Origin of the sequence: Parvibaculum sp. (genome assembly GCF_035325945.1) — a bacterium.
GTDB lineage: Bacteria > Pseudomonadota > Alphaproteobacteria > Parvibaculales > Parvibaculaceae > Parvibaculum.
The window spans coordinates 399209-421226 of record NZ_DAOKYX010000001.1 but is presented as its reverse complement, the minus strand read 5'-3'; the positions used below and the strand labels follow the sequence as shown (position 1 = coordinate 421226).

Sequence of the window (22018 nt, the reverse complement as noted above, 5' to 3'; positions counted from 1 at the left end):
ACTTCCCCTGCCATCCCGCGAGGATGCCGCGCATGACCGCGATGGCTGGTTTGAGGCCGCCGCGAACCAGCGACTTGGCAAGAAGCGTAGAGAGGAGGAAACAGGCGCCGACGATAAGCCTTCCCCTGCGATCGGCAGCACCAAGCGCCGTCAGCTGCTCCATCACGAGAAAATGATTGCGTGCGGCGTAGAAACAGAAGCGGGGCGAGAGCGTGTTCGGACGGAGCTTCTTGAGCATCAGGCTGTCACGCAGATAGATGACCGGCGTATGCAGCGATGCCGCGAAGCCATAAATGGAATCGTCGTGAACGAGAAAAAAACGCGGATCAGGTAGGCCGATCCGATCCACGATCTCTCTTGCGATCAGCATGCCCTCGAAGCAGCCGACATCGACCTCCTTCCATGGTCGGTATTTCAGCCGCGTGTCTTTGTGAAAGCTTTTGATTCCCGTTGAAGGGTCGAATGTCTGATCCCAATCAACGCGCTCGCCGTGGGCATACATGCGTCCCGGCTGAATGCAGCGGGAAATATCGGCGAATCCGAGCATGCGCTCCAGTGCCGAGGGTAGCGGCTCGACATCATCGTCCATGATCCAGATCCAGTCATAGCCGGCCTCATACGCGAGCTTCATGCCTTGATGGAAGCCGCCCGCGCCACCCAGATTCGTTTCCGTACGAAAATAGGTGACGTCTTCGCGCCCCAGAATGCCAGTAGCACTCAGCACCTCAGGCGTATCATCAGTGCTCGCATTGTCGATGATGAACACATGGTCGGGCATGCGGGATTGACCGAGCATGCCCTTCAGGCACTCGATGGCCAGAGCCTTGCGATTGAAGGTGACGATAACCGCTGCGATGCGCATGGAGGTCAATTCCCGATAATCCGGCTGGTGGCCGCGAGGGCGCTGCCGACGATCTGGTCCATATTGTAATAGCGATATTGGGCCAGACGTCCGACGAAGGTCACGTGTTTTTCCTGCAGCGCCAGCGCCTCATATTGTTTGTAGAGCACCTCGTTGGCAGGCGCGGGGATCGGATAATAAGGTTCTCCATCCGCCTGCGGATATTCCCGTACTATGGAGGTGCCTTCATGCGGCTGGCCAGTCAGGTGCCTGAACTCGGTGATGCGCGTATAGGCATGATCATTCGGGAAGTTGACCGTGCCGGTTGGCTGGAATTGTGCGGTCGAGGGCAGATGCTCGTGCTCGAAGCGCAGGCTGCGATAGGGAAGCTTGCCGAACCGGAAACCGAAGAAGGCGTCGATGGGGCCGGTAAAGACGATGTGCCGCGCACGCAGAGATGCGCGGTGCTCGAAGTAGTCGGCGCCGAGCCGGATTTCGATATTGGGATGTGAAAGCATGCGCTCGAACATCCGCGCATAACCTTGCGAGGGCATGAACTGGAATTTGTCGGTGAAATATCTATCGTCGTCATTGGTGCGTGTCGGGATTCGCGCTGCGACGCTACCTGCGAGCTCGGACAGATCGAGCCCCCATTGTTTTCGCGTATAGCCTCGAAAGAACTTCTCGCAGAGGTCGCGGCCGACGCTCGACAAGACGACATCCTCGCTCGTCGCGATGCGGGGGCATGGCTCGCGAACCTTCTCCAGATAGGCTTCAACCTCGTCTTCGCGCAAATCGAGCCCGTAGAGACTGTTGATCGTGGTTCGGTTGATCGGGATCGGATAGAGCCCGCCGTCGACCTGGGCCAGAACGCGGTGTTCGTAGAAGTGCCAGTCGGTGAACCGGCTCAGATATTCGAATATACGCTCTGAATTGGTGTGGAAGATGTGCGGTCCGTAAGGATGGATGAGCACACCGGCTTGATCAAGGCAGTCATAGGCGTTCCCGCCGATATGCGTTCGCCGATCGATCAGAAGAACGGTCTTGCCGGCGGATGCGAGGCGTTCCGCGCAGACGCTGCCGGCAAAGCCAGCGCCGACGATGAGATAGTCGTGAATCATGCGGCAACCGATTTCGTCGCTGGTCGCAGAACCGCGAACAGTGAACAGGAAAGGGCGGGAGGATGCCAGATGTCCAGCACCGAAAAGGGCGTCATGACAAATCCGATCAGCGAGCAGAGCTTGCGCGGTAGGCGCGTCGCCACACGATAATAAAAGGCGCAAAACGGAATGGCCAAAGGGCCTGTGGAATATTTATAGGATTCAACGACAAAATCCGAACATGCCTCTTTCAGCGACTGGAGCGTGTATCCGTCACGGACGTGACCGATCTGTTCATGAAATTTGCGGCCGAAGACATGTGGATACAAGGGTGTCGGCACAGAGACAAGCAGTACACCATCGGATTTAAGATGTGTCCTGACGAAATCCAGAACGGGCTTGACGTCGTCAATATGCTCCAGCACGTCCATCAGGAGAATTATATCGTAGTGGCTGCCGGAGGCCATCTCTGAAGCATCTCCGACTTCGAAGCGCAGCGCCTTGTCCGGAAGAACGGCCGCCCGAAGCGCATTAGCGCTTTCCACATGCGTCTCGGACAAATCGATGCCAAGCGCGGTGTTCACTTCGACACGAGAGCATATTTCTGTCAGAACGAAACCGCCGCCACAGCCGAGTTCGAGAATGTCGATCGGCTTTTCGGGTAGCGAGCGCACGAATCGAAGTGGCGCCTCAAGCCTGAGATGGCTGTGAAAATCCGAGGTTCCGAAAATGCCGGTTATCGTTCGGGCAACGGGATTGCGTTTGGTAGCGCGCAGTACGCTGCCTATCGCCATGACTTTCTCCACACAAAATAGCCGACCATGAGGATGGTGAACTCAGTGGCAGACACCGCCACGGCGACCACGTCCTGAGCGACGGCGTGACCGATTAGTGCTCCTCCGCTGAGTAAGCCGACGGCAGGACCACAGAGAATGACGATCATCCATTCGGTCCTCTTGCCTCGGGCGAGGAGGCCGATCGTCACGAGCCAGTGTGCCAGAGCCAGCGTCGGAAGTGTCAGCGCCAATATCGGGAGGACAAGCCGGATCTGTTCAAATGGAACCTTCATCAGGTCGTCGAAAAAATAGGGACTGCCTGCAATAAGTAAGAAAGTGGCTGCGCAAATGAAAACGAACAGAATCGAGAAAGGCCAGAAAGTGACGTCCATATACTGAACACGCGATATCTGACGATAGCTGCTGACCCGCGCGTAGAGGACCTGAACCACCGGCCCCATCGTCGCCTTGCACGCAGATATGATGCGCTCGACTGCCGCATATGCACCGGCCGCTTCGTTGCCGCCAATCGCGGCGACGGCAAGAACAGCGCCCGTCGTATAGGAGCTCGTGAGTGCGGTGGTGAAAAATACTTCCAACCCGTCGCGAAGCGTTCCGCGGATCGCTGACATTTCAGGGAAATGAAGCCGCAGGCCGCGGCGCAAGATCCGCGTCCACAACCATGCCGCCACTAAAAAGCCGTGCAGCGCTGTGAACAGGATGACAAGCGCCATGTCATCAGGCTCCCTGACCAGCGCGAAAATCAAAATTGTGGTCAGGATACGGATGATCGCATTGATGCGCGCTATTTCCTGAAAGAGTTCCAATCCCTGATAGAGCCATGTCGGCGTCAGCGTGGTCGACAGCGTAATCAGTAATGCGAGAAGGTGATAATGGAGGAGGCCTTTTCCGACAGTGACCGCCCATATCAGAATACCGGCGCACCAGAGGAAGCAGAGCAGTAACTTCGCGGATATCGTGTCCGAAGCGATCTTGTTCAGGGCCGAACCGGTTTTGGCCGAACGAGCGACAGCCTGAGTGCCCGTATAGTTGAACCCCCAATCTGCAATGAGGCTTCCGATGGTCGCGAAGGCGATCGTGACCTGGGTGATACCGAATGCCTCGACCCCGAGAACGCGGGTGAGATAGGGAATGGTGATGAGAGGAAAGACATAGTTTATCGCCTGCAGCACGTAGAGGGACGTTATGCCCTTAGTCAAAGAGTGGGCGGGCAGGTCGATATTGGCGTTTCCGCGGTTTTTACCCATCAGGCCACCGCTCCCCGCCAATTCCGAATTGAAGCTTCACTTTCTGCCGCGCAGTTGCAGAGAGGAACGCACAGTGCCGATGCATTGCAGAGGTCGTTCTCTGGCCGGTTGACGGGGGATACGCCGCTCAAGCAGTAGAGGTCACTATGAGCACCTTCGGCGGAGCGTATTTTCATGCCGTCTGCGCGATACGATCGACATGTGCGTTGCCGTGTGTTCGCGCCGCCGGCAATGGCGGTCGAACGCGAGAGAGTATGATGCAGGTGAAAAGATAGTAATAGTAAATGAGTAGATTATCCGTGATGAATAGGATCGCCGTGTAAAACAGGAGACGCCGGCCAATCGACGTTGTTCCGAACAGCGCGTATATCGTGAAGCAAACAAGGGGTGCGCCGACCACGCCATACTCATAGAGCATTTTGAGATAGTCATTGTGCGGTAGCATGGTCTGCCCAAGAGACTGGGTCAGAAGAAGCTCGGCGGTTCCGGGCCCATGGCCGAACAGATAGCTGATCCACGGCGAATTCTGAAAATGCCAGCCGACAATACTGGAAAGCATGATGCGTCCCATCGTGAAGCGGTTGGAGCTGTCATAGGGATCCAAATAGTGAACGATCACAGTCGCAATTTCATTGAGATAGAGCGCGGCAAGCGTAGCAAATGCGAAAATCGCAATCGGAAATAACGACCGTGTCGTGCGACGGAGGAAGTGCGTCAGGCCAGGCATGCTCTGCAAGAAGAAGTGGATCGAGAGCACTACGAAAATCGCCAGAAGGGCGCCGCGCTTGAAGGTGATCAGAGTCAGCAATCCAGCGAGGATTGCCCAGCGCCAGTCCTTCGCAAGGCAGAAATAGATGAAGATGGCGCCAAATGCGAATGACAAACTTGTTTCGGCGCCGCCTCGCGAGGATAGGATGTTGAACGTGTCCTCGAATGCGACGTTGCCAAATATGATCGCGGTGATGAGTGTGAGGAATAGGCCGAGGAGCAGGAAGCGCACGTCCCGATGCTGCGGCTGCAGCGGCTGAACGCACGTGATAATCGCGCCGAAGATGAAGGTGATGTCGCGCACCATGTAGTAATCGAATTGCGTACGCGACATCAGCGTCCCGAAGACGGCCAAAGCGTAAGCCAGAAAGGCGAATGCAGGACCTCTTTCCAGTCTTTCTCCGAAACGGAAGCTCGCAACGGCGTGAGCCATCAAGGCCACGAGAGGCGTCGTGTAGATGATCCATTTCAGCGGGGTCGCCGGACCGATTTGCCCAAGGATGATGGCGCCGATGAACCAGCAGATCAGAAGCGTGGGAAATCGAATTGAAATGCTGGAATGGGAGGTCGTCCGATTGAGGCCGTGTGCGTGCATCACTCAAATCCGTAGCTGAATCTCGACGGTCGGAATGGGTCCTCTATCGTAAATCCGGCGCAACCTATCATAACAACGTCTCAATCAGCACCTCGCGCATGCGCCCCTCAAACCGATCGAGGGTAAAGTCGCGGAGCACGGTATCCCTGTTGATCAGTCCCATTGCGGTACGCGAAGGCGGTGTCTCCAGAAGCCGTTGCAGAGCGTCTGCCAGAGCGGCCGGGTCTTGTTGCGGAACCAGTATGCCGTTTACTCCGTCGCGTATGAAATCCGGAATGGCGCCCTCCGGCGTGGTGACGATAGCAAGGCCCGTTGACATGGCCTCGAGCAAGGTAATGGGGAAAGCTTCGTTCCGGTAGTAGGTGGGGAAGGCGAAGATATCCGATTGCGCAAGTAGCCGTTCCTTGTCGGCCCCATAGACAGGACCGGCATAGTGCACATGTCTCTCGAGGCCACGAATGTGGATTTCCTCCGCGAGACGGGCAGCGCTGAGATCAGAGGTTTCGGCTCCGGCTATGACTGCCCGGAAATTCGCGCCGCGCGCTGCGAGAGTGGCCAGCGCCTCGAGCAGGACCAGTGGACCCTTAGTGAGAACAAGGTTCGACAGATAGAGGATTTGCGGGGGCCTGTCGTCAGTCGAGCCCTCGTGGTGAGGTGCTGCCGTGATCGGGATGCCGTTCGGAATGAAGTGGACCGCTTCGCGCGGAGCAAAGGGCGCAACTTCATCATAGAGGCGTGGGGAAAGAAGAATGACCCGACTGCCCTTGAGCGCCCATTTCATCAGCCGCCGGTATATTCCGGATCGCTGCGCATGGGCTTCAATACCTTTCCCGTGGAAATGATAGACGATGCGCGTGCCGGATGCCTTCGCGAGAGTCACGAGCGGCAGACACGCATAGAAGCCGCCCCCCGTCGGTGGCAGTGTGAAATAGACGATGTCCGGTCGTCGGCGCCAGAGGGCAAGTGCAAACCGGATGGACAACGCCGCGACACGGAGCAGCTTTCCGGGCGACAGGCTGCCGATATTCACCTGCGAGGTGCTGAGCTGGATGGGGATGGTTTCGATGTCGAAATTCTCGTTCAGCAGCTTCGACTCGACGACGCGCAAATTCATTGCCGCCGCACCATGCATCGGCGGCGGAAGCTGAACGAGGGCAATTACGGAAGGCCGCTTCCTGTCGGTGCGGACCGAGGCACTGTGATGATCAATCAATAGATTCTACCGGCGCTGGAGATGACCAGCCTGACTTTTCCATTGCTCGTTTTCACGAGGGTGTCCACATATTTGACGTCGATCCGGGTGTCGGCTCCCAGGTGTGCTGCGGCTGCCTGCCGAAGTTTTGTTTCGGTTTCGGACGAAAAGCCCGAGCCCTTGACGAGGCAGATCGTAACTTCGCCCGGCTCGGTCTGCGTGATCTGGGCGCTGGCTATGTCGGTAAATGGAGCGAAGAGATTGTTCAAGCCTATGGCTTTCCGTCCGTCGCGCAGCACGACGAAGTCGTCGGTCCGGCCATCGAGTGTGCGAATGATGCGTCTGAATGCGCCGCTTCTGGCCGGCAGTTCATCGGCGGATACGAGATCGCCAACATCGTAGCGCAGTAGAGGAAAGGCCGGATTGCTGAAATTGGTACCGACAACTTTACATAATCCGGGCATGTCCGATGGGACCAGCTCGACCGCCGCGAAGTCTTCGTCGATGCGCAGTGTGTGATCGGGGTGCTCCGAGATGTTCGCCACTCCTTCTTCCATCCCGTAGTGCTGAACCGGTGTAATGCCGAAAGCCCGTTGGATCTGATGTCTCTGATGCGCCAGCAAATTCTCGGCTCCAAGGGTGATCCACTCCAATTGATAGTCGAGACCATGCCCTGTGCGGTTCATATACGACGCCAATTCGGAGATAAGCGATGGGCGTCCGGTCAGCCATCGCGGCTTGACCCTGTTGAGATGATCTATGTAGTGACGGATATTTTCCTCACTGATGTGGTGAGGGCTGAAGAAAATCTGGCGCCCGACATAGTCCATACGCCAGAAGGGCGGCTTCGTCTGGTCGGCTGGCGCGATACTTCGTTCGGTAAATGTCGCGTGCCAGATCGACCTGTCGATGCCGTGCCATGAGCGATATCGCCACCACGTCGCCCACTGTTCCTGATGCGCACTCAATGTGACGGGAAAGACCAATCCGCCGCCCGTCGTACCGCTGGTGCGAGCCCAGATTACCTTGTTCGGATCGATGGCTTCGGAGATGAACTGGTCGCGATTGCGGGCTACGAAATTTTTATCCAGGATTGGTAACCGCGAGAGATCGGAGATCGTCCGAATCTCGTTCGGATCGATGCCGTTCTTGCGAAACAACTCGCGATAATAAGGCGTCGTTTTGGCCGCGTGCCTGACAAAGACCGCGAGGCGATTATCCCTGTAAGCGATCATGCTTTCATGATCTGTGGCCGCCCTCTCACAGACCAATGCGAGCTTCTTTTCAAAATCGGAACCGAAACGGCGTCTTTCGCGCCACAGGCCGTAAAGGCTGACCGCCGCATTCTGCAAGGTAACGGGAAGCCGATAGTAGAAAGGCGGCGTCAATGTCATGGTTGCGCTGTGTTGTTGGTGCTTGAGTCAAACTCAGCATGAGACTCTTCGGAGGTCGTCCGTTGAAAGACGGTTTTGTGACGAACTCGTATCATGATTGTTATGGGAAAGCTGCAATGTTGCCGGCGTCGCATGCTCGCGCTACGAGCGCCTGAATCTCCGCGGCCCCCAGTCCACTCTGCCTCCGGAGTACCGTTTTGACCGTTGATGAGGGGAGGCGACCTTCATCGCCTTTCGCGAGCGCGCCGCTACTGCAGGATAAAGGCAAGCTCCACCTGTTCGTCGCAATGGACCACGCCCTCAAGGAAGCCATCGTCCGGCGCTGTCACCATGACGCGGGACGCCAGCTCATAGACCGCTCCGGTTCGGGTCCAAACAATCAGCGCCTGCCGGCGAAGGGATGCGTGCTCGAAAGCCCGCCATCGACGGCGATGGCCTGGCCGTTCACATAGGAGGCATCGTCGCTGGCGAGGAAGAGCGCCATATGCGCGATCTCCTCCGGCACGCCGTAGCGCTTGAGCGGATTGAGCTGGCCGATCTTCGTATCCGTGCCGCGCGCGCGGGCATTGTCGAAGATGGGCTTCGTCATCCCCGTTTCGATGAGGCCGGGGCAGATCGCGTTGACGCGCACGCCGGTTCCGTAGAATTCGTTCGCGGTCGTCTGCACCAGGCTGATGACGCCTGCCTTGCTCGCGCTATAGGGCGTGCCGCCTGCATTGGCCCTGAGGCCCGCGACCGAGGCCGTGCAGATGATCGACCCCTTGCCCTGGCGAATCATATGGGGGGCGGCGTGCTTGATGGCGAGGAACGGGCCGATGAGGTTGATGCGGAGGATTTCAGCCCAGTAGTCGACCGTCTGCTCGGCGAGCGGCACCATTCCGCCGGAGATGCCCGCATTGGCATAGATGACGTCGAGGCCGCCATGCTGTTCGACGCAATGGTCGATGAAGCCCTTCACGGCCTCCTCGTTGCCCACATCGGCGGCGACGGAGGTCACGGTGCCGCCCGCCTTGCGGATGATGGCCGCCGTTTCGTCGACCGCGTCCTCGACCCGGTCGACGGCCACCACCTTCGCGCCTTCTAGGGCGAAGAGAACGGCGCTCGCGCGCCCGATGCCGCTTCCAGCGCCTGTGACGATGGCCCGCTTGCCCGAGAGTCTGCCCATGTCGCCCTCCGCGAATCGCTCTCCAATGATTTGCCGGATTCTAGGCGCTTGCGAGGGTGCCGGATAGGAGGGGCGGGTTAAAAGCCCTTGCCCTTCCTCACCGACCATTGGAGGTCCGCGCCGCCTGCCTCGCCGGGAAGCGTGCCGGAGCTTCCGGCGACGGGGGGAACGTCGATGGGCGCGGTGCAGTTTTCAGCCTGCTTCTCCATGCGGGTGCAAATCTGCCGCCCCTTGACGCGCCAGTGCCCCTTCATCTCGGAGCCGTCGGGCGCGCGCACGACGATGGCCTTGCGGTCGGGGTAGTAGATTCTGGTCGTGCCCTGAGGTCCCGCAAGCTCGACCGTGTTGCCAACGAGCCCGGCGCCCACATCCTTGCCCTTCTTCCCCGCGGCATGGGCAAGGCCGGGCGCAAGCGCGGCGATGAGGATGGCGGCGGTCGCGGCCCGCGCCATGAGGGCAGGTTTCAGCATGTGGCTCTTCTATATTTTATTGCCGCCGCTTGCAAAGCCGCGGACGCGCCTGCCCGTGGGGCGCCGCCTACTTGCCCAGTCTGGGCGGCTTGAGCAGGAAAATGACGATCCATATGGGCACGAGAACGATGGCGCCCAGTATGAAATGCGGCAGCGCCCATTCGACACCCTCGCGCATCACCGCCATGATGTGCTGCGGCGTTAGACCCACATCGGTGAGGACCTGATCGGCGCTGATGTTGAATTCATTGAGCAGCGCCCCGATGAGGACCGCGCCCAGGGTGAATTTCACGAGCGTCGACATGAAGTTGTAGAACATGGGCGGCGCTGGCTCGCGTCCCTGTGAATCTCGACTTGGGACAGTCTAGACGCCGCGCGCCCCGGGACAAAGCCCGGGCTTCAGGCGGGAGGAGGGGATGGACGGGAAAGGGAAGGGGGCCGAAGGGCTATTCTTGAGCGCGGAGGCCATTGCGGCGCTCGAGGAGCGGCGGCATGTCCACCAGTTCAACGCCGGGGCGGTGCGCCATACGCGCTCGCTCGGCGATCTTGCAGGGCTGAAGGATATGGGCCTTCACCTTGTCCGGGTGGAGCCCGGCCACGCCACCACCGAGCACCATTTCCACGGTCAGGACGAGGAATTCCTCTATATCCTTTCGGGCCGGGGCGTGGCGGCCATCGGCGCGGAGGAGTTTCCGGTCGGCCCCGGCGACTTCATGGCCTTTCCGGCAAATTCGCCCGCCCATTCCATGCGCGTGCCGGAGGAGGCGGGCGAGGATCTCGTCTATCTCATGGGCGGCACGCGCTCGCGGATCGACATCTGCACCTATCCCCGCCTCGATCGCCGCATGTACCGGGTCGACGGCGTGAAGGAATATATCGATCTCGCCGATGTGAAGAAGGTCTGACGCGGCTCCGGGAGGCGCGCCGGGCGGTTTCCGCTCTTGCCGAAAACGCTCTAGCCGCCAAAGAGCTTCTTCAGCGTTTCGCCGGGCTTCGGCTTCTCGCCGGACGGTGCCGTCTGCTGCGTGCCGCCCGTCTCGCCGGATGGCGTCTGGGGCGCCGCGCCTTCCGGCCCGGTCGTCTGCGGCTGGGTTTCGCTCTTCGAGCCGCCGAGAAGCCCCTTCAGCAATTCCTTCCCGCCTTCGCCCTTGAGGCCCTTGAGCTGCTCGATCGTTCCTTGCGGGTTCTGGAGCATGGACTGAAGGTCCGGGCGGAATTTCGGCGCGGCCCATGGCCCCTCGATGATGAGCGGCACTTCGAGCCCCTTCGTATCGGCAGCGCCGCCCTGACCTTCGAGCGTGGCGGCGAGCTTCGGAGCAATACGGTAGTTGAGCGTCCGGTGCGGCAGATCGACCGTGCCCGCGCCGCTGACGCGAACGAGCGGGCTCAGCAATTTGAGATCGCTGTTGGTGAGGATGCCGCGCTCGATGGTGAAAGTGCCGCCGAGCTCCGAAAAATCCGTATCCTGAGTGCCGCCGCTTCCCCATCCGGTCACGGGATTGGTGGTGACGGTGCGGATGAGCTGGGCGACATTGACACCCTTGATCGCCCCATTCGTGAACCGGACCTCTCCCCTGCCGCCAAGGGCGCCAATCATTTCGCGCTGGCTCGCGCCCGCCGTTTCGATCGCGAAATTGAGCGCGGTGCGCCCGTCGAGCCGCTTGAAATCGGCGGCATCGGCAAGAAGCGGCTGGGCGGCGACGCCGGAAATCGTGAACGATGCCTTGACCCGCGCCTCGCGCGCCGAACCGTCGAGCGCGACCATGCCCGTGCCCGAGCCCTCATAGAGAGCCAGCCGGGAAAGATTGACGGTCATCACGCCATCGTTGAGGCGCAGGGCGAGCGCGCTTTCGCCGATCGTGATCTTCTTGAACAGGAGTTCGCCCGCGCTGAAGGCGATGTCGGCATTGACCGCGCGCAGGCCCGAAAGATCGAGCGGCTCGTTGCTCCAGCCGCCATTGCCGCTCTCCGCCGCGTCGCCCACGGGTTTCGGGGCGGCGGAGGTGTCATTGCTTGCGAGATAGACATTGGTGTCGATGCGGTCGACCGCGAGCTTGCCCTTGACGAGCGGCCGCGCGCCTCCGGTCGCGATGGTGAGAGCGCCCGTCGCATTCATGCCGTCGAGGCTCACCTTCGCGTCGTTGAAGGCATAATTGCCGCTTTCGCCCGATGCGCGGCCTTCTATCGAGAGAGGGCCGAAGCCGTTTCCGGCGGGCAGCGGATGGCCGAGCCATGCCGAAAGCTGGCGAACCGAGGCGATGGCGAGTTTGATGTCGCCCGCAAAGCGCAGACCTTCGAGGGGGCGGATGGTGCCCTTGTAGGTCGCGTCGATCTTGGAGGAGGCGAGCGAGAAGGTGACGGGCGTTTCGCCGCCCGAGGTGAGCGCGCGGGGGCGATCCGCCACGAGCGAGAGCTTCAGCGGTTCGCTGTTCCAGACCAGCGAACCATCGGCCTTGAAAGGCTCGTCGAGGCTCGGCATGGCGAGATCGAGATTGACCTTTTCAAAGGCGAGCGAGGCGCCCGTCCTGGCGTTGCGATAGGTGGCGGAGCCGTTGGAGATCGAGACATCGCCGAGGCGGATCTGCTTCAGCGATGCGCCGCTCGGTCCCTGCGCCGCGGGTGCCTGCCCGGTCGCTGCGGGCGCCTGCGCGGTGGAGAACTGCCAGTTGGGCGTGCCGTCCGCGCGCACTTCGAGATGGATCACCGGATCGACGAGAACGAAACTGTCGATCTCGACCTCGCCCCGGAAGAGCGGCAGGATCTTGAGCGCGGCCCGCATCTCTCGCATCGCGACCATGTCGCGATCCTTCGCCCAGGAAGCGTTGGAGAGGCTCACATTCTCGACCTTGACCGCAAGCCTTGGAAAGAAGGAGAGCCCTACATTGCCGCCGATCGCAAGGTCGCGGCCCGTCTGGCTCTTCACGATCGAGACGACGCGCTCCTTGTAGACGCTCGTGGGAATGAAGAGCGGCACTGCGACGATGACCGCAATGAGGATGACGGCAATACCGGCGAGGATGGCGATGAGGCGCGACATGGAGTTCTCCCTCGTCTGCTCTTGGCGGAGTGCGGGGGCTTTTCGTTCGCAAACACGGCCAGCTTCAGTTCCGGCCGGCTGAGAATCATTACGTCCCCGCGCGGATGATTTGCGGTCGATTGAGCACGGCAGTCGGGCACAATTGTGACGCCTGCCGCATTCCTTGCGAAGAGAAGATTTGTGAAAAAAAGCATGATCCCGCGCGCGAAAAAGGGCGCTATGCTTTTTCAGGGAGAGGGAGGGGATCATGACCGCACGTTCAAAGGCGCCGGCGCGCGAAACCGCACTCATAACCGGCGCGTCGGCGGGCATAGGCGCGGCGCTCGCGCGCCAGTTCGCGGCGGGCGGCTTCGATCTCGTTCTCGTGGCGCGCAGCCGCGACAAGCTCGAAGCGCTTGCCGGGCAGCTCGCCTCGGAATTCGGCGTGAAGGCGATCGCAATGCCCGCCGATCTCTCGAAGCCCGGCGCGCCCAAGACCCTTCTTGCCGCTTGCGCGCGGCGCAAACTCCATATTGACGTGCTCGTCAACAATGCGGGCGTGCTCGAATTAGGCGCTTTCCGGAGCATTCCGCCCGAACGCCATCAGGAACTGATCGGCCTCAATATCGCGGCGCTCACCGAGATGACGAGCCGCTTCCTCGCCCCGATGCTCGAGCGCGGGCGGGGCCGCATCCTCAATGTCGCGTCGATCGCCGCTTTCCAGCCCGTGCCGTCGCTTGCGACGTATGCCGCGACCAAGGCCTATGTGCTGTCGCTGACGGAATCTCTGTCCGAGGAACTCAAGGGCACGGGCGTGAGCGTGACGGCCCTCTGTCCCGGCATCACGCAAACGAGCATGGTCGAGCGCGCGAAGGAGGGGAGCGCCGCCGCTTCGCAACTGCCGCCCTTCCTCATCGGCGATGTCGAAGATGTGGCGGCGCAGGGCTATGCCGCCTGCATTGCGGGGGAGGTGATCCGCGTGCCGGGCGCGATCAATTTTGCGGCGAGCATCGCCGCGCGCGCGGCGCCCAAATGGATCGTGCGCGGCGTTGCGGGGGCGCTCGGCCGCCTCGCCCTGTGAGGCCTGCCGCCCTTCGGGGCTCTAGTTCGCCGCTTCGATGAGGAGCTGGCCTCTGGGGCCTGCCTGCGGCACCGGGCGACCCTCGATCCAGGCGCGGATCATGGCGTTGACCGCTTCCGGCGCCTCCTGCTGCACCCAATGCGAGACCTGCGGCAGGTAGCGGATGGTGAAGTCCTTCACGAGCTTTTCGGTGCCGAGCGTCAACTCGCGGCCGAGCGCCGCATCCTCCTCGCCCCAGAGCATGAGCGTCGGCGTTTCGAGGATCGGCGGCTCGCTGAGCGCGCTGGCGCCGCTGCGATCACGGAAACTCGCGCGGTAATAATTGATCATCGCCGTCATCGCGCCGGGAATGAGCGCGGACTTGCGATATTCGGCGAGCACGCTCTCCGGGAAGCGGCTCTTCGTCACCGCCATGCCGACAAAGGCCTGCGCGATCGCCTCCGCATTGCGCGCGGTGAAGAGCTTTTCGGGGAGCCAGGGAAGCTGGAAGAAGAAGATGTACCAGGAGCGCCTGATCTGCGCCCAGCTCTTGAGGCCCTTCAGGAAGAGGGCGGGATGCGGCAGGTTCATGACGATGAAGCGCTCGAGCGGCCTGTCGCCCGAAAGCGCGAAGGCCCAGCCGATGGCGCCGCCCCAGTCATGGGCGATGAGGGTGACCGGCCCCTTGATGCCGCGCGTCCGAGCCGCGTCGATGAGGCCCGCCACATCGGCCTTGAGGTGCTCCATGCGGTAGGCGGCGACCCCCTTGGGTCGCGACGTGCCGCCATAGCCCCTGAGATTGGGCGCCCAGGCCGTGTAACCGAGTTCCGCGAGGAGCGGGAGCTGGTGGCGCCAGGAGAACTTGTTCTCGGGAAACCCGTGCAGAAAGAGCGCGAATTTTTCGCCCTCGCCGCACATATCGACTTCGAAGGCGAGGCCGTTCGCCTCGATATATGCCGTGCTGATCGGATGCTCGCTCATGATTTGCCTTCTGGATTATCGGCTCCGGCGACTATACGCGATTCAGGCGCGCGGCAAGATGCAGGGCCGCCGGTGCTGTCGGCTGCCGCGTTCCCTCGATCAAGTCCTGAATCGGGGATGTGGATGGGCATTTGTGGCCCTTGCCTTCGCGGGGAGGTCGAATTAAGTTCCCGGCCATCGCGAGGGTGGCCGCATCGGCCGCAAGTCCCCACAAGGGAGCCCACGCCGCCGGTGCAGGCGTAGCTCAGCTGGTTAGAGCGCTAGATTGTGGATCTAGAGGTCCCCCGTTCGATCCGGGGCGCCTGTACCATTCCCTCCCCGAAATTCGAGCCCGTTCAGGGGGCGAGGCACTCCGCCACGCATTGGCGCAGCCGCGCCATGGAAAAGGGTTTTTGCAGGGCGAAATCGGCGCCGAGCAGGCTTGCCGCCTTGAGATAGTCCGTCCCCACATGCCGGCCGCCGCCCGATATGGCGATGATGCGCGTGCCGGGATAGTCGCGGCGGATGATGCGGATCGATTCGAGCCCTTCCTGCTCCGGCATGATGAGGTCCGTCACCACCACGTCGAATGGCTGGAGGCCGAGCTTCATCATGCCCTCCCGGCCGTCGGAGGCGGTGACGACGCTATGCCCGTCGGTTTCGAGTGCGAGGAGGATCGTGTCGCGCACGAGCGGCTCGTCTTCGATCACCAGTACCTTGCCCATGCTTTCAGCACCCATTGCCGGTTATGGATTCACCCCGGATTATAGGCTCGTGTGATCCTATGTGTCATTTAGGGCAAGCGGTTCGCCCGCAAGAAGGCCGAGAGCAGCGCCGCTCGAATTTACAAATGACTTGCCTCGCGCAAAGCCGCCGACGCAGCATCGGGCATCGTCATCAGGGAGTATAAAATGTCATTGATCGTCTATGGAGGGGCCATCTCGCCCTTCGTCCGCAAGGTGCGGGTTTTTCTGGCCGAGAAGGGCCTCGACTACAAGCTGGAGCAGGTGAGCCCCTTCCAGCCGCCGGAATGGTTCAGGGAGATCTCGCCGCTCGGCCGCATCCCCGTTCTGCGTGACGAGGCGGCGGGGCCGGATGCGACGCTCCCTGACAGTTCCGTCATCTGCGCCTATCTGGAGCGGCTGAAGCCCGAACCTGCGCTCTACCCCAAGGATAATTTCGCCTATGGCCGCGCGCTCTGGTACGAGGAATACGCGGACTCCGAACTCGCCGCCAATGTGGGCATGGGCGTCTTCCGCCCCGTCGTTCTGGCGAAAATGATGGGCAAGGAGCCGGATCGCGCCGCCGCCGAAAAGACCCTCGCGGAAAAGCTGCCGAAATACTTCACCTATCTCGATGCCGAGATCGGCTCGAAGCCGTTTATCGCCGGCGGCGCCTTTTCCGTCGCGGACATTTCCGTGGCGACGCATTTCGTCAATCTCGCCCATGCGGGCTACGGGCCGGACGCGAAGACATGGCCCAATCTCGCTCGGTATCTCAAGGAGATCCATGCGCGGCCGAGCTTTGCCGCCGTGATCGCGGAGGAGCGGAGCTTCGTCAGCAAGCTCGGCCTCTGACATCCTCGGTGTCTTGACGCAAGGGAAGGCGGCATGCGCATCGCCGTGCCGCCTCCCGCCTTCAAATCCGCGCCCAAAAGGTCTATTTCATATGTCAGGCGGCACTTGAAACAAGACCGCAAGGGGAGCGTGGTCCGGCGGGCGGAGGGACCCTCCGGGCAGCGACGATGCTCCCGAATGACAGGTCGAATTTGCGGGCCATCGCAAAGCCCTTCCCCCAAGCCTCGCTCGAGGGCTTGCTTTGGCTGACCGCGCTGAGGGGAGGAGAAGATGGCCGACACGAAATGGCCCGCGATGAGCATCGCGGATGCGAACCGGCTGCTGACGGCGCCGGGCATGCCCTTTGAAATGGAAACGGTGACGATCCGGGGCATTCCGACCCGGGTCTACAAGAACGCGCCGCCGCATCTGCGCGCGATCTTCGAACTCGGCAAGGGCTGGGGCAAACGCGACTTCATCGTCTATGAGGGCGAGCGCCTCGATTTCGACAGCCATTATCGCGCTGTCTGCGCACTCGCTCGCGTCTATGCCGACCGCTTCGGCATCCGCAAGGGCGACCGCGTCGCCATCGCCATGCGCAATTTCCCCGAATGGTCGATCGCCTTCTGGGCGGCGGCCGCCATCGGCGCCATCACCGTGCCGATCAATGCCTGGGGCAGCGGGGCGGAGCTTGAATATTGCATCACGGATTCGGGCTCGAAGGTCGTCGTGGTCGATGGCGAACGCCTCGACAGGCTGAGGCCGCATATGAGCGATCTCAAGGTCGCCGGCATCATCGCGGCGCGCGCCTCGCGCGAGCCGCTGGGCGATGCGCTCGCGCTCGAGGATCTGATCGGCAAGCCGGAAGACTATGCGAAGCTCTCCGACGCCGCACTGCCCGATCCCGGGCTCGAGCCCGACGACGACGCGACGATCTTCTATACGTCCGGCACGACGGGCAAGCCCAAGGGCGCGCTCGGCACGCATCGCAACATGATGACCAATCTGATGAGCGCGGCCTATGCGCCGGCGCGCGCCTGTCTCCGTCGCGGCGAGACGCCGCCCGCGCCCGATCCCGACGCGCCGCAGCGTTCCATGCTTCTCTCGGTGCCGCTCTTCCACGCTACCGGCTGTCACTCGATTCTGGTTCCCATGTATGCGGGCGGCGGCAAGCTCGTCTTCATGCACAAATGGAATCCCGAGCGCGCGCTCGAACTGATCGAGCAGGAGCATATCCAGTCCTTCGGCGGGGTGCCCGCCATGGTCTGGCAGGTGCTCGAAAGCCCGAACTTCGCGCTTCACGACACATCGAGCGTCGAGGCGATCGGCTATGGCGGCGCGCCCTCCGCGCCCGATCTCGTCACCCGCATCAAGCAGCAATTCCCGAAGGTGCAGCCGGGCAATGGCTACGGCCTTACGGAAACCTCGTCCATCACCACGCAGAATTCGGCCGAGGATTACGAGAACCGGCCGGAGAGCGCCGGGCCTGCCGTGCCGGTCTGCGATCTCAAGGTCGTCGACGAGAAGGGAAATGAAGTGCCCGCGGGACAGGTGGGCGAGCTCTGGATCAAGGGGCCGAACATCGTCAAGGGCTACTGGAACAAGCCCGAAGCGACGGCCACCGCGATCACCGATGGATGGCTTCATTCCGGCGATCTCGTCCGCATGGACGAGGAAGGCTTCGTCTTCATTCTCGACCGCGCGAAGGACATGCTCATTCGCGGCGGCGAGAACATCTATTGCGTCGAGGTCGAGGGCGCGCTCTACGCCCATCCCGCTGTGATGGATGCCGCCGTCGTCGCCATTCCGCACAAGGTGCTTGGCGAGGAGGTGGGCGCGGTGGTGCAGATCGCGCCGGGCAAGGAGGTGAGCGAGGAAGAGCTGAAGGCGCATGTGCGCAGGCTTCTCGCCGCTTTCAAGGTGCCGGTGAAGATCGAGTTGCGGCACGAGCCGCTGCCGCGCAATGCCAATGGCAAGATCCTGAAAACGGAATTGCGCGAGGACATGAAGAAATATGCGACCAATTGAGCCGTCGCCGAAGAAGCGGACGGCCGGCAACCTGAAATGGGAGGATTGATGGAAATCTCACTGAGCGGGCGCGTCGCGCTCGTCACGGGCGCTTCGCGCGGCATTGGCCGGGCCATCGCCATTGCGCTTGCACAGGCGGGCGCGGATGTCGCGGTCAATTATCGCCGCGACGAGGAGGCCGCGAACGAAACCGTCGAGGCGATCCGCAAGCTCGGACGCAAGGCAAAGGCCTATGCGGCTTCGGTCGAGAATTTCGAGGAAGACCAGAAGATGGTCGCCGATGTGCTGAAGGATTTCGGCTCGATCGGCATCCTCGTCAACAATGCGGGCATCGCCTCGCGCGGCCAGTCGGTCGCGGATACCGATCCGCAGGAACTCGAGCGCGTGCTGCGCGTGCACGCCATGGCGCCGCATTTCGTCTCGAAGCTCGTGCTCCCGCATATGCGCAAGGAGAAGCGCGGCGACATCATCATCATTTCGTCGGTGGCGACGCTCTACATGTCGGCGAATGGCGGCCCGTACAATATGGGCAAGGCGGCAGCGGAAGCGCTGGCGCTGACGCTCGCCAAGGAAGAGCGCAAATACGGCATCCGCACCAACATCGTGGCGCCGAGCCTCACCGACACCGACATGGGCCGCAGGCTCGCCGCCGCGCGTGCCGGCAAGAAGGACATGGACATTCACGAACTCGACGACAAATACCCCTTCGGCCATGTCTGCTCGGCCGAAGAAGTGGCGGCGGCGGTCGTCTATCTCGTTTCGGATGCGAATCCCTACGCCAACGGACAGAAACTCAACATCGACGGCGGCGGCAACTGATACGGCCGCTGGGCACGAACAAAAAGGCCGGCAGAGATGCCGGCCTTTTTCTTTGCCTTGATGGTCTCACTCCGCTGGCGACAGCGCGCCGCTCGGCTCCTTCTTCGTGCGCTTGAAGAGAGAGGGCAGCACGTTGATGAAGGAGAGCAGCACCGCCGCCGCATAGGGCACCGACTGCACGAGAAGCACGCAGATCCAGAGCCGCGACAGGCTGTCGGAGAAATCCTGATTGAGGAAGAAGGCGATGGCGAGGCCCCAGAGCAGGGTCAGCATCACGGCTTCTTCGCGCACCTGGATGATCGCGGCGGCGAGGGGCGGCTTGTCCTCGCATTTCGGCGTGCGGATGAAGGGCTTGCTCGTGGTGATCATGCCGTTGAGCATGGCCTTGGCAACCGTATGGGTGAGGCCGAGCGCCGCGACGCCTGCGCCGAGGCTTTCGATGAAGCTGCAATCCCTCACGCGCACGGCATAGAGCAGCAGCGAGCGCACGAATTTGAAGATGAAGCTGCCGATCGTCGGGATGAGGAACGCCGCGACGGGTAGCTGCACCATCTTCGGCGCATAGAGAGCAAAGAGCGAAAGCCCGATGCTGGCGATCGTGAAGAGCAGCGCAAGCCCGTCCGCGAACCAGGGGAGCCAGCCCGCGAGGAAGTAGTAGCGTTGCGCCGGGGTGAGCCCACCCTTGCGCGCCCAGGGCGCGAGCGCGTCCCAGTGATGCTTCACGATCTGCACCGCGCCATAGGCCCAGCGGAAACGCTGGCTGATATAGCCCGCAAGCGTATCGGGCGTGAGGCCGCGGCCGAAGGAGTGGTTGACGTAAACGCTGTCATAGCCGGAGCGGTAAAGCTTGATGCCGAGTTCGGCGTCCTCGCAGATGCACCACTCGGCCCAGGCGCCGACCTTCTCGAGCGCCGATTTCCGCACCAGCGTCATCGTGCCGTGCTGAATGACGGCGTTGAAGTAGTTGCGCTGAACCATGCCGATATGGAAGAAGCCGGCATATTCCCAGTAGCACATGTTCTTGAACATGCTTTCGTGGCGGTCGCGATAGTCCTGCGGCGACTGCACGAAGCCGACATCTTCCTTGGCGAAATAGGGAACCATCATGCGCAGCCAGTTCGGCGAGACCTGATAGTCGCTGTCGATGACGGCGATGATGTCGGCGTCGGGCGCGGTCATCTTCAGGCCGAAATTGAGGGCGCCTGCCTTGAAGCCCGGCCAGTTCTCAAGATGGAAGAAGCGGAAGCGGGGCCCGAGCTGTGCGCAATAGTCCCGCACGGGCTGCCAGACGGCCGGATCGACCGTGTTGTTGTCGAGAACGAGCACCTCGAAATTCGGGTAGTCGAGCTTGGAGAGCGCCAGCAGCGTCTCGCGCACCATTTCCGGCGGCTCGTTGTGGATCGGGACGTGAATTGAAACCTTGTTTGGCGGATAGGCTTCCGCCTTCTCGAAGGGCTCGAAGTGCCTTTCGCCATGCCGCGTCCAGATCACTTCGACGAATTCGATCGCCTCGGCGAGAAGCACGATGAGCAGAAGCCCCTGCGCAAGGAAGAGGAAGCTCCAGATGAACGTATCGACCGAGGTGAGATAGAGACCCGTGACCGAGAGCCCCGCCCAGGCGAGCGCGGAAGCGGCGATCTGCGTCATGATGGTGAAGATGACGACGCCCGCCGTCTCGACATGCTGGCGGCGAAGCATGAAGACCACGGCCAGCACGAGCGCGAGGCCCGCCGCGATCGAGGCCCAGAAGCGCCAGTGCGGCGCCTCGATGATGCTGCCCGCCATCGGGAATTTCGGCTGGCGCTCGGCATTGTAGATGCCCCAGTAGCTGCCCGCCGCGCCTTCCTCGGCCGCCTTCCAGGGCTGGTCGAAGGCTTCCATCACGTAATAGGTGAGGTCGGCCTTCTTCGCGCGGTTGAGGAACTCGCGCAGGAAGGTCGCCTGATTGACGAGCGAAGGCACGGCCTCGCCCGAAAGCTCGGCTTCGGGAATGCCGGGATAGGGCTTGCGCGGAATGATCTTGCCGCGGCTCGGCCAGCCGACTTCGGTGATGACGATGGGCTTGTCGGGATAGGCCCTGTGCAGTTCGTCGAGGCGCTCGAAAACCGCATCGACCGCGCGGTCCACCGGAATGCCTTCCCAGTAGGGCAGAATCTGCACGCCGATGAAGTCGACCTCTTTCACGAGTTCCGGATGCTTCAGCCAGATATGCGGCGGCTCGGCGGTGGAGACGGGCTTCCAGACCTTCTTCTTTACTTCGCGGATCTTGTCGATGAGTTCGCTCACCGGCAGGTCGTTTCTGAGCAGCGCTTCGTTGCCGACCAGGACGCGCACGACGTTGCGCTTCGGCGCGAGCTTGATGAGGTTGGCGATTTCCTCGTCATTGCGCTTCTGGTCGGTGCCGATCCAGGCGCCCGCTGCGACCGACAGCCCGTGGCTTGCCGCGAGATCGGGGATGTCTTCCTGTCCGCGAATGACGCTATAGGTACGAATGGCCTGAACAGTGCCCGCAAGCAGCTTGAGATCGGTCTCGATCTGCTCGCGCGTCGGGTTGACGTTCTTCGTCGGGTCCTGCCCGAGCCGATAGGGGCTGTAGGAGAAGCCGACGATCTCGCCGGTCCACGCCTCGGCCTCGTGAGGCCGGTTGAACGAGGCCCAGATCGCCAGATTGGCTGCGATCACGACCGGAAGCACGAAGACGAAGAATATCGCGACGCGGGCAAGCGGGGACCTGCTCGAAGTGCGTGGTGACGCGGGGTTGTCCATTCAAGCTACCGTAAGAGAAACCGCCTGGGGGGATGTTCCGGATTGCCTGCGGTCCGGCAGCCAAGCTCTGCCGCGCCCGCCACGTATCGTTTCCGGCATGCGGTTGCGAGCACCGCATGATCGGACTTTTTCATCGTCACTGATAGGTGACGGGCGATGAACCGTCGATGAATGGCCGGGCGCGGCCCTGGCCACGTTACGGCGATTTTCCGAGCGGCAGGATTGCCGGCCCATCCATCCACTC

Annotated in this window: 19 protein-coding genes and 1 tRNA gene; 6 read left to right on the top strand and 14 right to left on the bottom strand. The window is 61.6% G+C overall.

The window, feature by feature from the left end; all coding sequences use genetic code 11:
- The 10 genes from PKA57_RS02035 to PKA57_RS01990 form a co-directional block, all read right to left on the bottom strand.
- Window positions 1-862 (bottom strand): glycosyltransferase family 2 protein (locus PKA57_RS02035; protein WP_324297250.1); only part of this gene is annotated, 862 nt, incomplete at its 3' end.
- 5 nt (window positions 863-867) lie between these two features.
- Window positions 868-1959: a UDP-galactopyranose mutase gene (gene glf / locus PKA57_RS02030; RefSeq protein WP_324297263.1), complete on the bottom strand. Its 1092-nt coding sequence runs from the start codon at window positions 1957-1959 to the stop codon at window positions 868-870.
- Complete coding sequence (locus PKA57_RS02025) at window positions 1959-2735, bottom strand: class I SAM-dependent methyltransferase (RefSeq protein WP_324297249.1); 777 nt, start codon at window positions 2733-2735, stop codon at window positions 1959-1961. Before PKA57_RS02025 ends, glf begins: the two co-directional genes overlap by 1 nt.
- Entirely contained in the window at window positions 2726-3985 is a 1260-nt protein-coding gene (locus PKA57_RS02020) for an oligosaccharide flippase family protein (RefSeq protein WP_324297248.1), read from the bottom strand. The genes PKA57_RS02025 and PKA57_RS02020 overlap by 10 nt, the downstream gene beginning before the upstream one ends.
- A gap of 172 nt (window positions 3986-4157) precedes the next feature.
- Window positions 4158-5348, bottom strand: coding sequence for an O-antigen ligase family protein (locus PKA57_RS02015; protein WP_324297247.1), 1191 nt, complete (start codon window positions 5346-5348; stop codon window positions 4158-4160).
- A gap of 67 nt (window positions 5349-5415) precedes the next feature.
- Window positions 5416-6561 (bottom strand): glycosyltransferase family 4 protein, encoded by a 1146-nt coding sequence (locus PKA57_RS02010; RefSeq protein WP_324297246.1) that lies wholly within the window; start codon window positions 6559-6561, stop codon window positions 5416-5418.
- Complete coding sequence (locus tag PKA57_RS02005) at window positions 6558-7934, bottom strand: hypothetical protein (RefSeq protein ID WP_324297245.1); 1377 nt, start codon at window positions 7932-7934, stop codon at window positions 6558-6560. Before PKA57_RS02005 ends, PKA57_RS02010 begins: the two co-directional genes overlap by 4 nt.
- Window positions 7935-8313: 379 nt before the next feature.
- The gene (locus PKA57_RS02000) at window positions 8314-9099 is read right to left on the bottom strand and encodes an SDR family NAD(P)-dependent oxidoreductase (RefSeq protein ID WP_324297244.1); all 786 of its coding nucleotides are present in this window, start codon (window positions 9097-9099) and stop codon (window positions 8314-8316) included.
- A 77-nt stretch (window positions 9100-9176) separates the two neighbouring features.
- A complete protein-coding gene (locus tag PKA57_RS01995; protein WP_324297243.1) occupies window positions 9177-9569 on the bottom strand; it encodes a hypothetical protein in 393 nt (130 codons plus the stop codon).
- Between the two features lie 67 nt (window positions 9570-9636).
- Window positions 9637-9888, bottom strand: coding sequence for a DUF6460 domain-containing protein (locus PKA57_RS01990; protein WP_324297242.1), 252 nt, complete (start codon window positions 9886-9888; stop codon window positions 9637-9639).
- Window positions 9889-10021: 133 nt separating this feature from the next.
- On the opposite strand from PKA57_RS01990, the gene PKA57_RS01985 reads away from it, so the two are divergent.
- The gene (locus tag PKA57_RS01985; protein WP_324297241.1) at window positions 10022-10474 is read left to right on the top strand and encodes a cupin domain-containing protein; all 453 of its coding nucleotides are present in this window, start codon (window positions 10022-10024) and stop codon (window positions 10472-10474) included.
- 50 nt (window positions 10475-10524) lie between these two features.
- Here PKA57_RS01985 and PKA57_RS01980 read toward each other — a convergent pair whose 3' ends face one another.
- Window positions 10525-12606, bottom strand: a complete 2082-nt coding sequence (locus PKA57_RS01980) for an AsmA family protein (protein WP_324297240.1) — start codon at window positions 12604-12606, stop codon at window positions 10525-10527.
- Window positions 12607-12853: 247 nt separating this feature from the next.
- Between PKA57_RS01980 and PKA57_RS01975 the strand changes: the two genes are divergently transcribed.
- The gene (locus PKA57_RS01975; RefSeq protein WP_324297239.1) at window positions 12854-13666 is read left to right on the top strand and encodes an SDR family oxidoreductase; all 813 of its coding nucleotides are present in this window, start codon (window positions 12854-12856) and stop codon (window positions 13664-13666) included.
- A gap of 21 nt (window positions 13667-13687) precedes the next feature.
- On the opposite strand, the gene PKA57_RS01970 is transcribed toward PKA57_RS01975, so the two are convergent.
- Window positions 13688-14626, bottom strand: a complete 939-nt coding sequence (locus PKA57_RS01970) for an alpha/beta fold hydrolase (RefSeq protein ID WP_324297238.1) — start codon at window positions 14624-14626, stop codon at window positions 13688-13690.
- Between the two features lie 233 nt (window positions 14627-14859).
- Between PKA57_RS01970 and PKA57_RS01965 the strand changes: the two genes are divergently transcribed.
- A tRNA-His gene (locus tag PKA57_RS01965) sits at window positions 14860-14936 on the top strand.
- A gap of 25 nt (window positions 14937-14961) precedes the next feature.
- Here PKA57_RS01965 and PKA57_RS01960 read toward each other — a convergent pair.
- Window positions 14962-15330, bottom strand: a complete 369-nt coding sequence (locus PKA57_RS01960) for a response regulator (RefSeq protein WP_324297237.1) — start codon at window positions 15328-15330, stop codon at window positions 14962-14964.
- A 186-nt stretch (window positions 15331-15516) separates the two neighbouring features.
- Between PKA57_RS01960 and PKA57_RS01955 the strand changes: the two genes are divergently transcribed.
- The 3 genes from PKA57_RS01955 to PKA57_RS01945 all read left to right on the top strand — a co-directional run bounded on the left by PKA57_RS01955 (window position 15517) and on the right by PKA57_RS01945 (window position 19008).
- Window positions 15517-16182, top strand: coding sequence for a glutathione S-transferase family protein (locus tag PKA57_RS01955; RefSeq protein WP_324297236.1), 666 nt, complete (start codon window positions 15517-15519; stop codon window positions 16180-16182).
- 270 nt (window positions 16183-16452) lie between these two features.
- Window positions 16453-18189: a class I adenylate-forming enzyme family protein gene (locus tag PKA57_RS01950; RefSeq protein ID WP_324297235.1), complete on the top strand. Its 1737-nt coding sequence runs from the start codon at window positions 16453-16455 to the stop codon at window positions 18187-18189.
- A 48-nt stretch (window positions 18190-18237) separates the two neighbouring features.
- Window positions 18238-19008: an SDR family oxidoreductase gene (locus PKA57_RS01945; RefSeq protein WP_324297234.1), complete on the top strand. Its 771-nt coding sequence runs from the start codon at window positions 18238-18240 to the stop codon at window positions 19006-19008.
- Window positions 19009-19074: 66 nt separating this feature from the next.
- Here PKA57_RS01945 and PKA57_RS01940 read toward each other — a convergent pair whose 3' ends face one another.
- The gene (locus tag PKA57_RS01940) at window positions 19075-21774 is read right to left on the bottom strand and encodes a glycosyltransferase (protein ID WP_324297233.1); all 2700 of its coding nucleotides are present in this window, start codon (window positions 21772-21774) and stop codon (window positions 19075-19077) included.
- Between the last annotated feature and the right edge of the window lie 244 nt (window positions 21775-22018).

What these genes read in the sequence shown, in the direction of transcription:
- PKA57_RS02025 (WP_324297249.1), bottom strand. Translation starts at nt 2,735, where the DNA reads ATGGCGATAGGCAGCGTACTGCGCGCTACCAAACGCAATCCCGTTGCC.
- PKA57_RS02020 (WP_324297248.1), bottom strand. Translation starts at nt 3,985, where the DNA reads ATGGGTAAAAACCGCGGAAACGCCAATATCGACCTGCCCGCCCACTCT.
- PKA57_RS02015 (WP_324297247.1), bottom strand. Translation starts at nt 5,348, where the DNA reads ATGCACGCACACGGCCTCAATCGGACGACCTCCCATTCCAGCATTTCA.
- PKA57_RS02005 (WP_324297245.1), bottom strand. Translation starts at nt 7,934, where the DNA reads ATGACATTGACGCCGCCTTTCTACTATCGGCTTCCCGTTACCTTGCAG.
- PKA57_RS02000 (WP_324297244.1), bottom strand. Translation starts at nt 9,099, where the DNA reads ATGGGCAGACTCTCGGGCAAGCGGGCCATCGTCACAGGCGCTGGAAGC.
- PKA57_RS01995 (WP_324297243.1), bottom strand. Translation starts at nt 9,569, where the DNA reads ATGCTGAAACCTGCCCTCATGGCGCGGGCCGCGACCGCCGCCATCCTC.
- PKA57_RS01990 (WP_324297242.1), bottom strand. Translation starts at nt 9,888, where the DNA reads ATGTTCTACAACTTCATGTCGACGCTCGTGAAATTCACCCTGGGCGCG.
- PKA57_RS01980 (WP_324297240.1), bottom strand. Translation starts at nt 12,606, where the DNA reads ATGTCGCGCCTCATCGCCATCCTCGCCGGTATTGCCGTCATCCTCATT.
- PKA57_RS01975 (WP_324297239.1), top strand. Translation starts at nt 12,854, where the DNA reads ATGACCGCACGTTCAAAGGCGCCGGCGCGCGAAACCGCACTCATAACC.
- PKA57_RS01970 (WP_324297238.1), bottom strand. Translation starts at nt 14,626, where the DNA reads ATGAGCGAGCATCCGATCAGCACGGCATATATCGAGGCGAACGGCCTC.
- PKA57_RS01960 (WP_324297237.1), bottom strand. Translation starts at nt 15,330, where the DNA reads ATGGGCAAGGTACTGGTGATCGAAGACGAGCCGCTCGTGCGCGACACG.
- PKA57_RS01955 (WP_324297236.1), top strand. Translation starts at nt 15,517, where the DNA reads ATGTCATTGATCGTCTATGGAGGGGCCATCTCGCCCTTCGTCCGCAAG.
- PKA57_RS01950 (WP_324297235.1), top strand. Translation starts at nt 16,453, where the DNA reads ATGGCCGACACGAAATGGCCCGCGATGAGCATCGCGGATGCGAACCGG.
- PKA57_RS01945 (WP_324297234.1), top strand. Translation starts at nt 18,238, where the DNA reads ATGGAAATCTCACTGAGCGGGCGCGTCGCGCTCGTCACGGGCGCTTCG.
- PKA57_RS01940 (WP_324297233.1), bottom strand. Translation starts at nt 21,774, where the DNA reads ATGGACAACCCCGCGTCACCACGCACTTCGAGCAGGTCCCCGCTTGCC.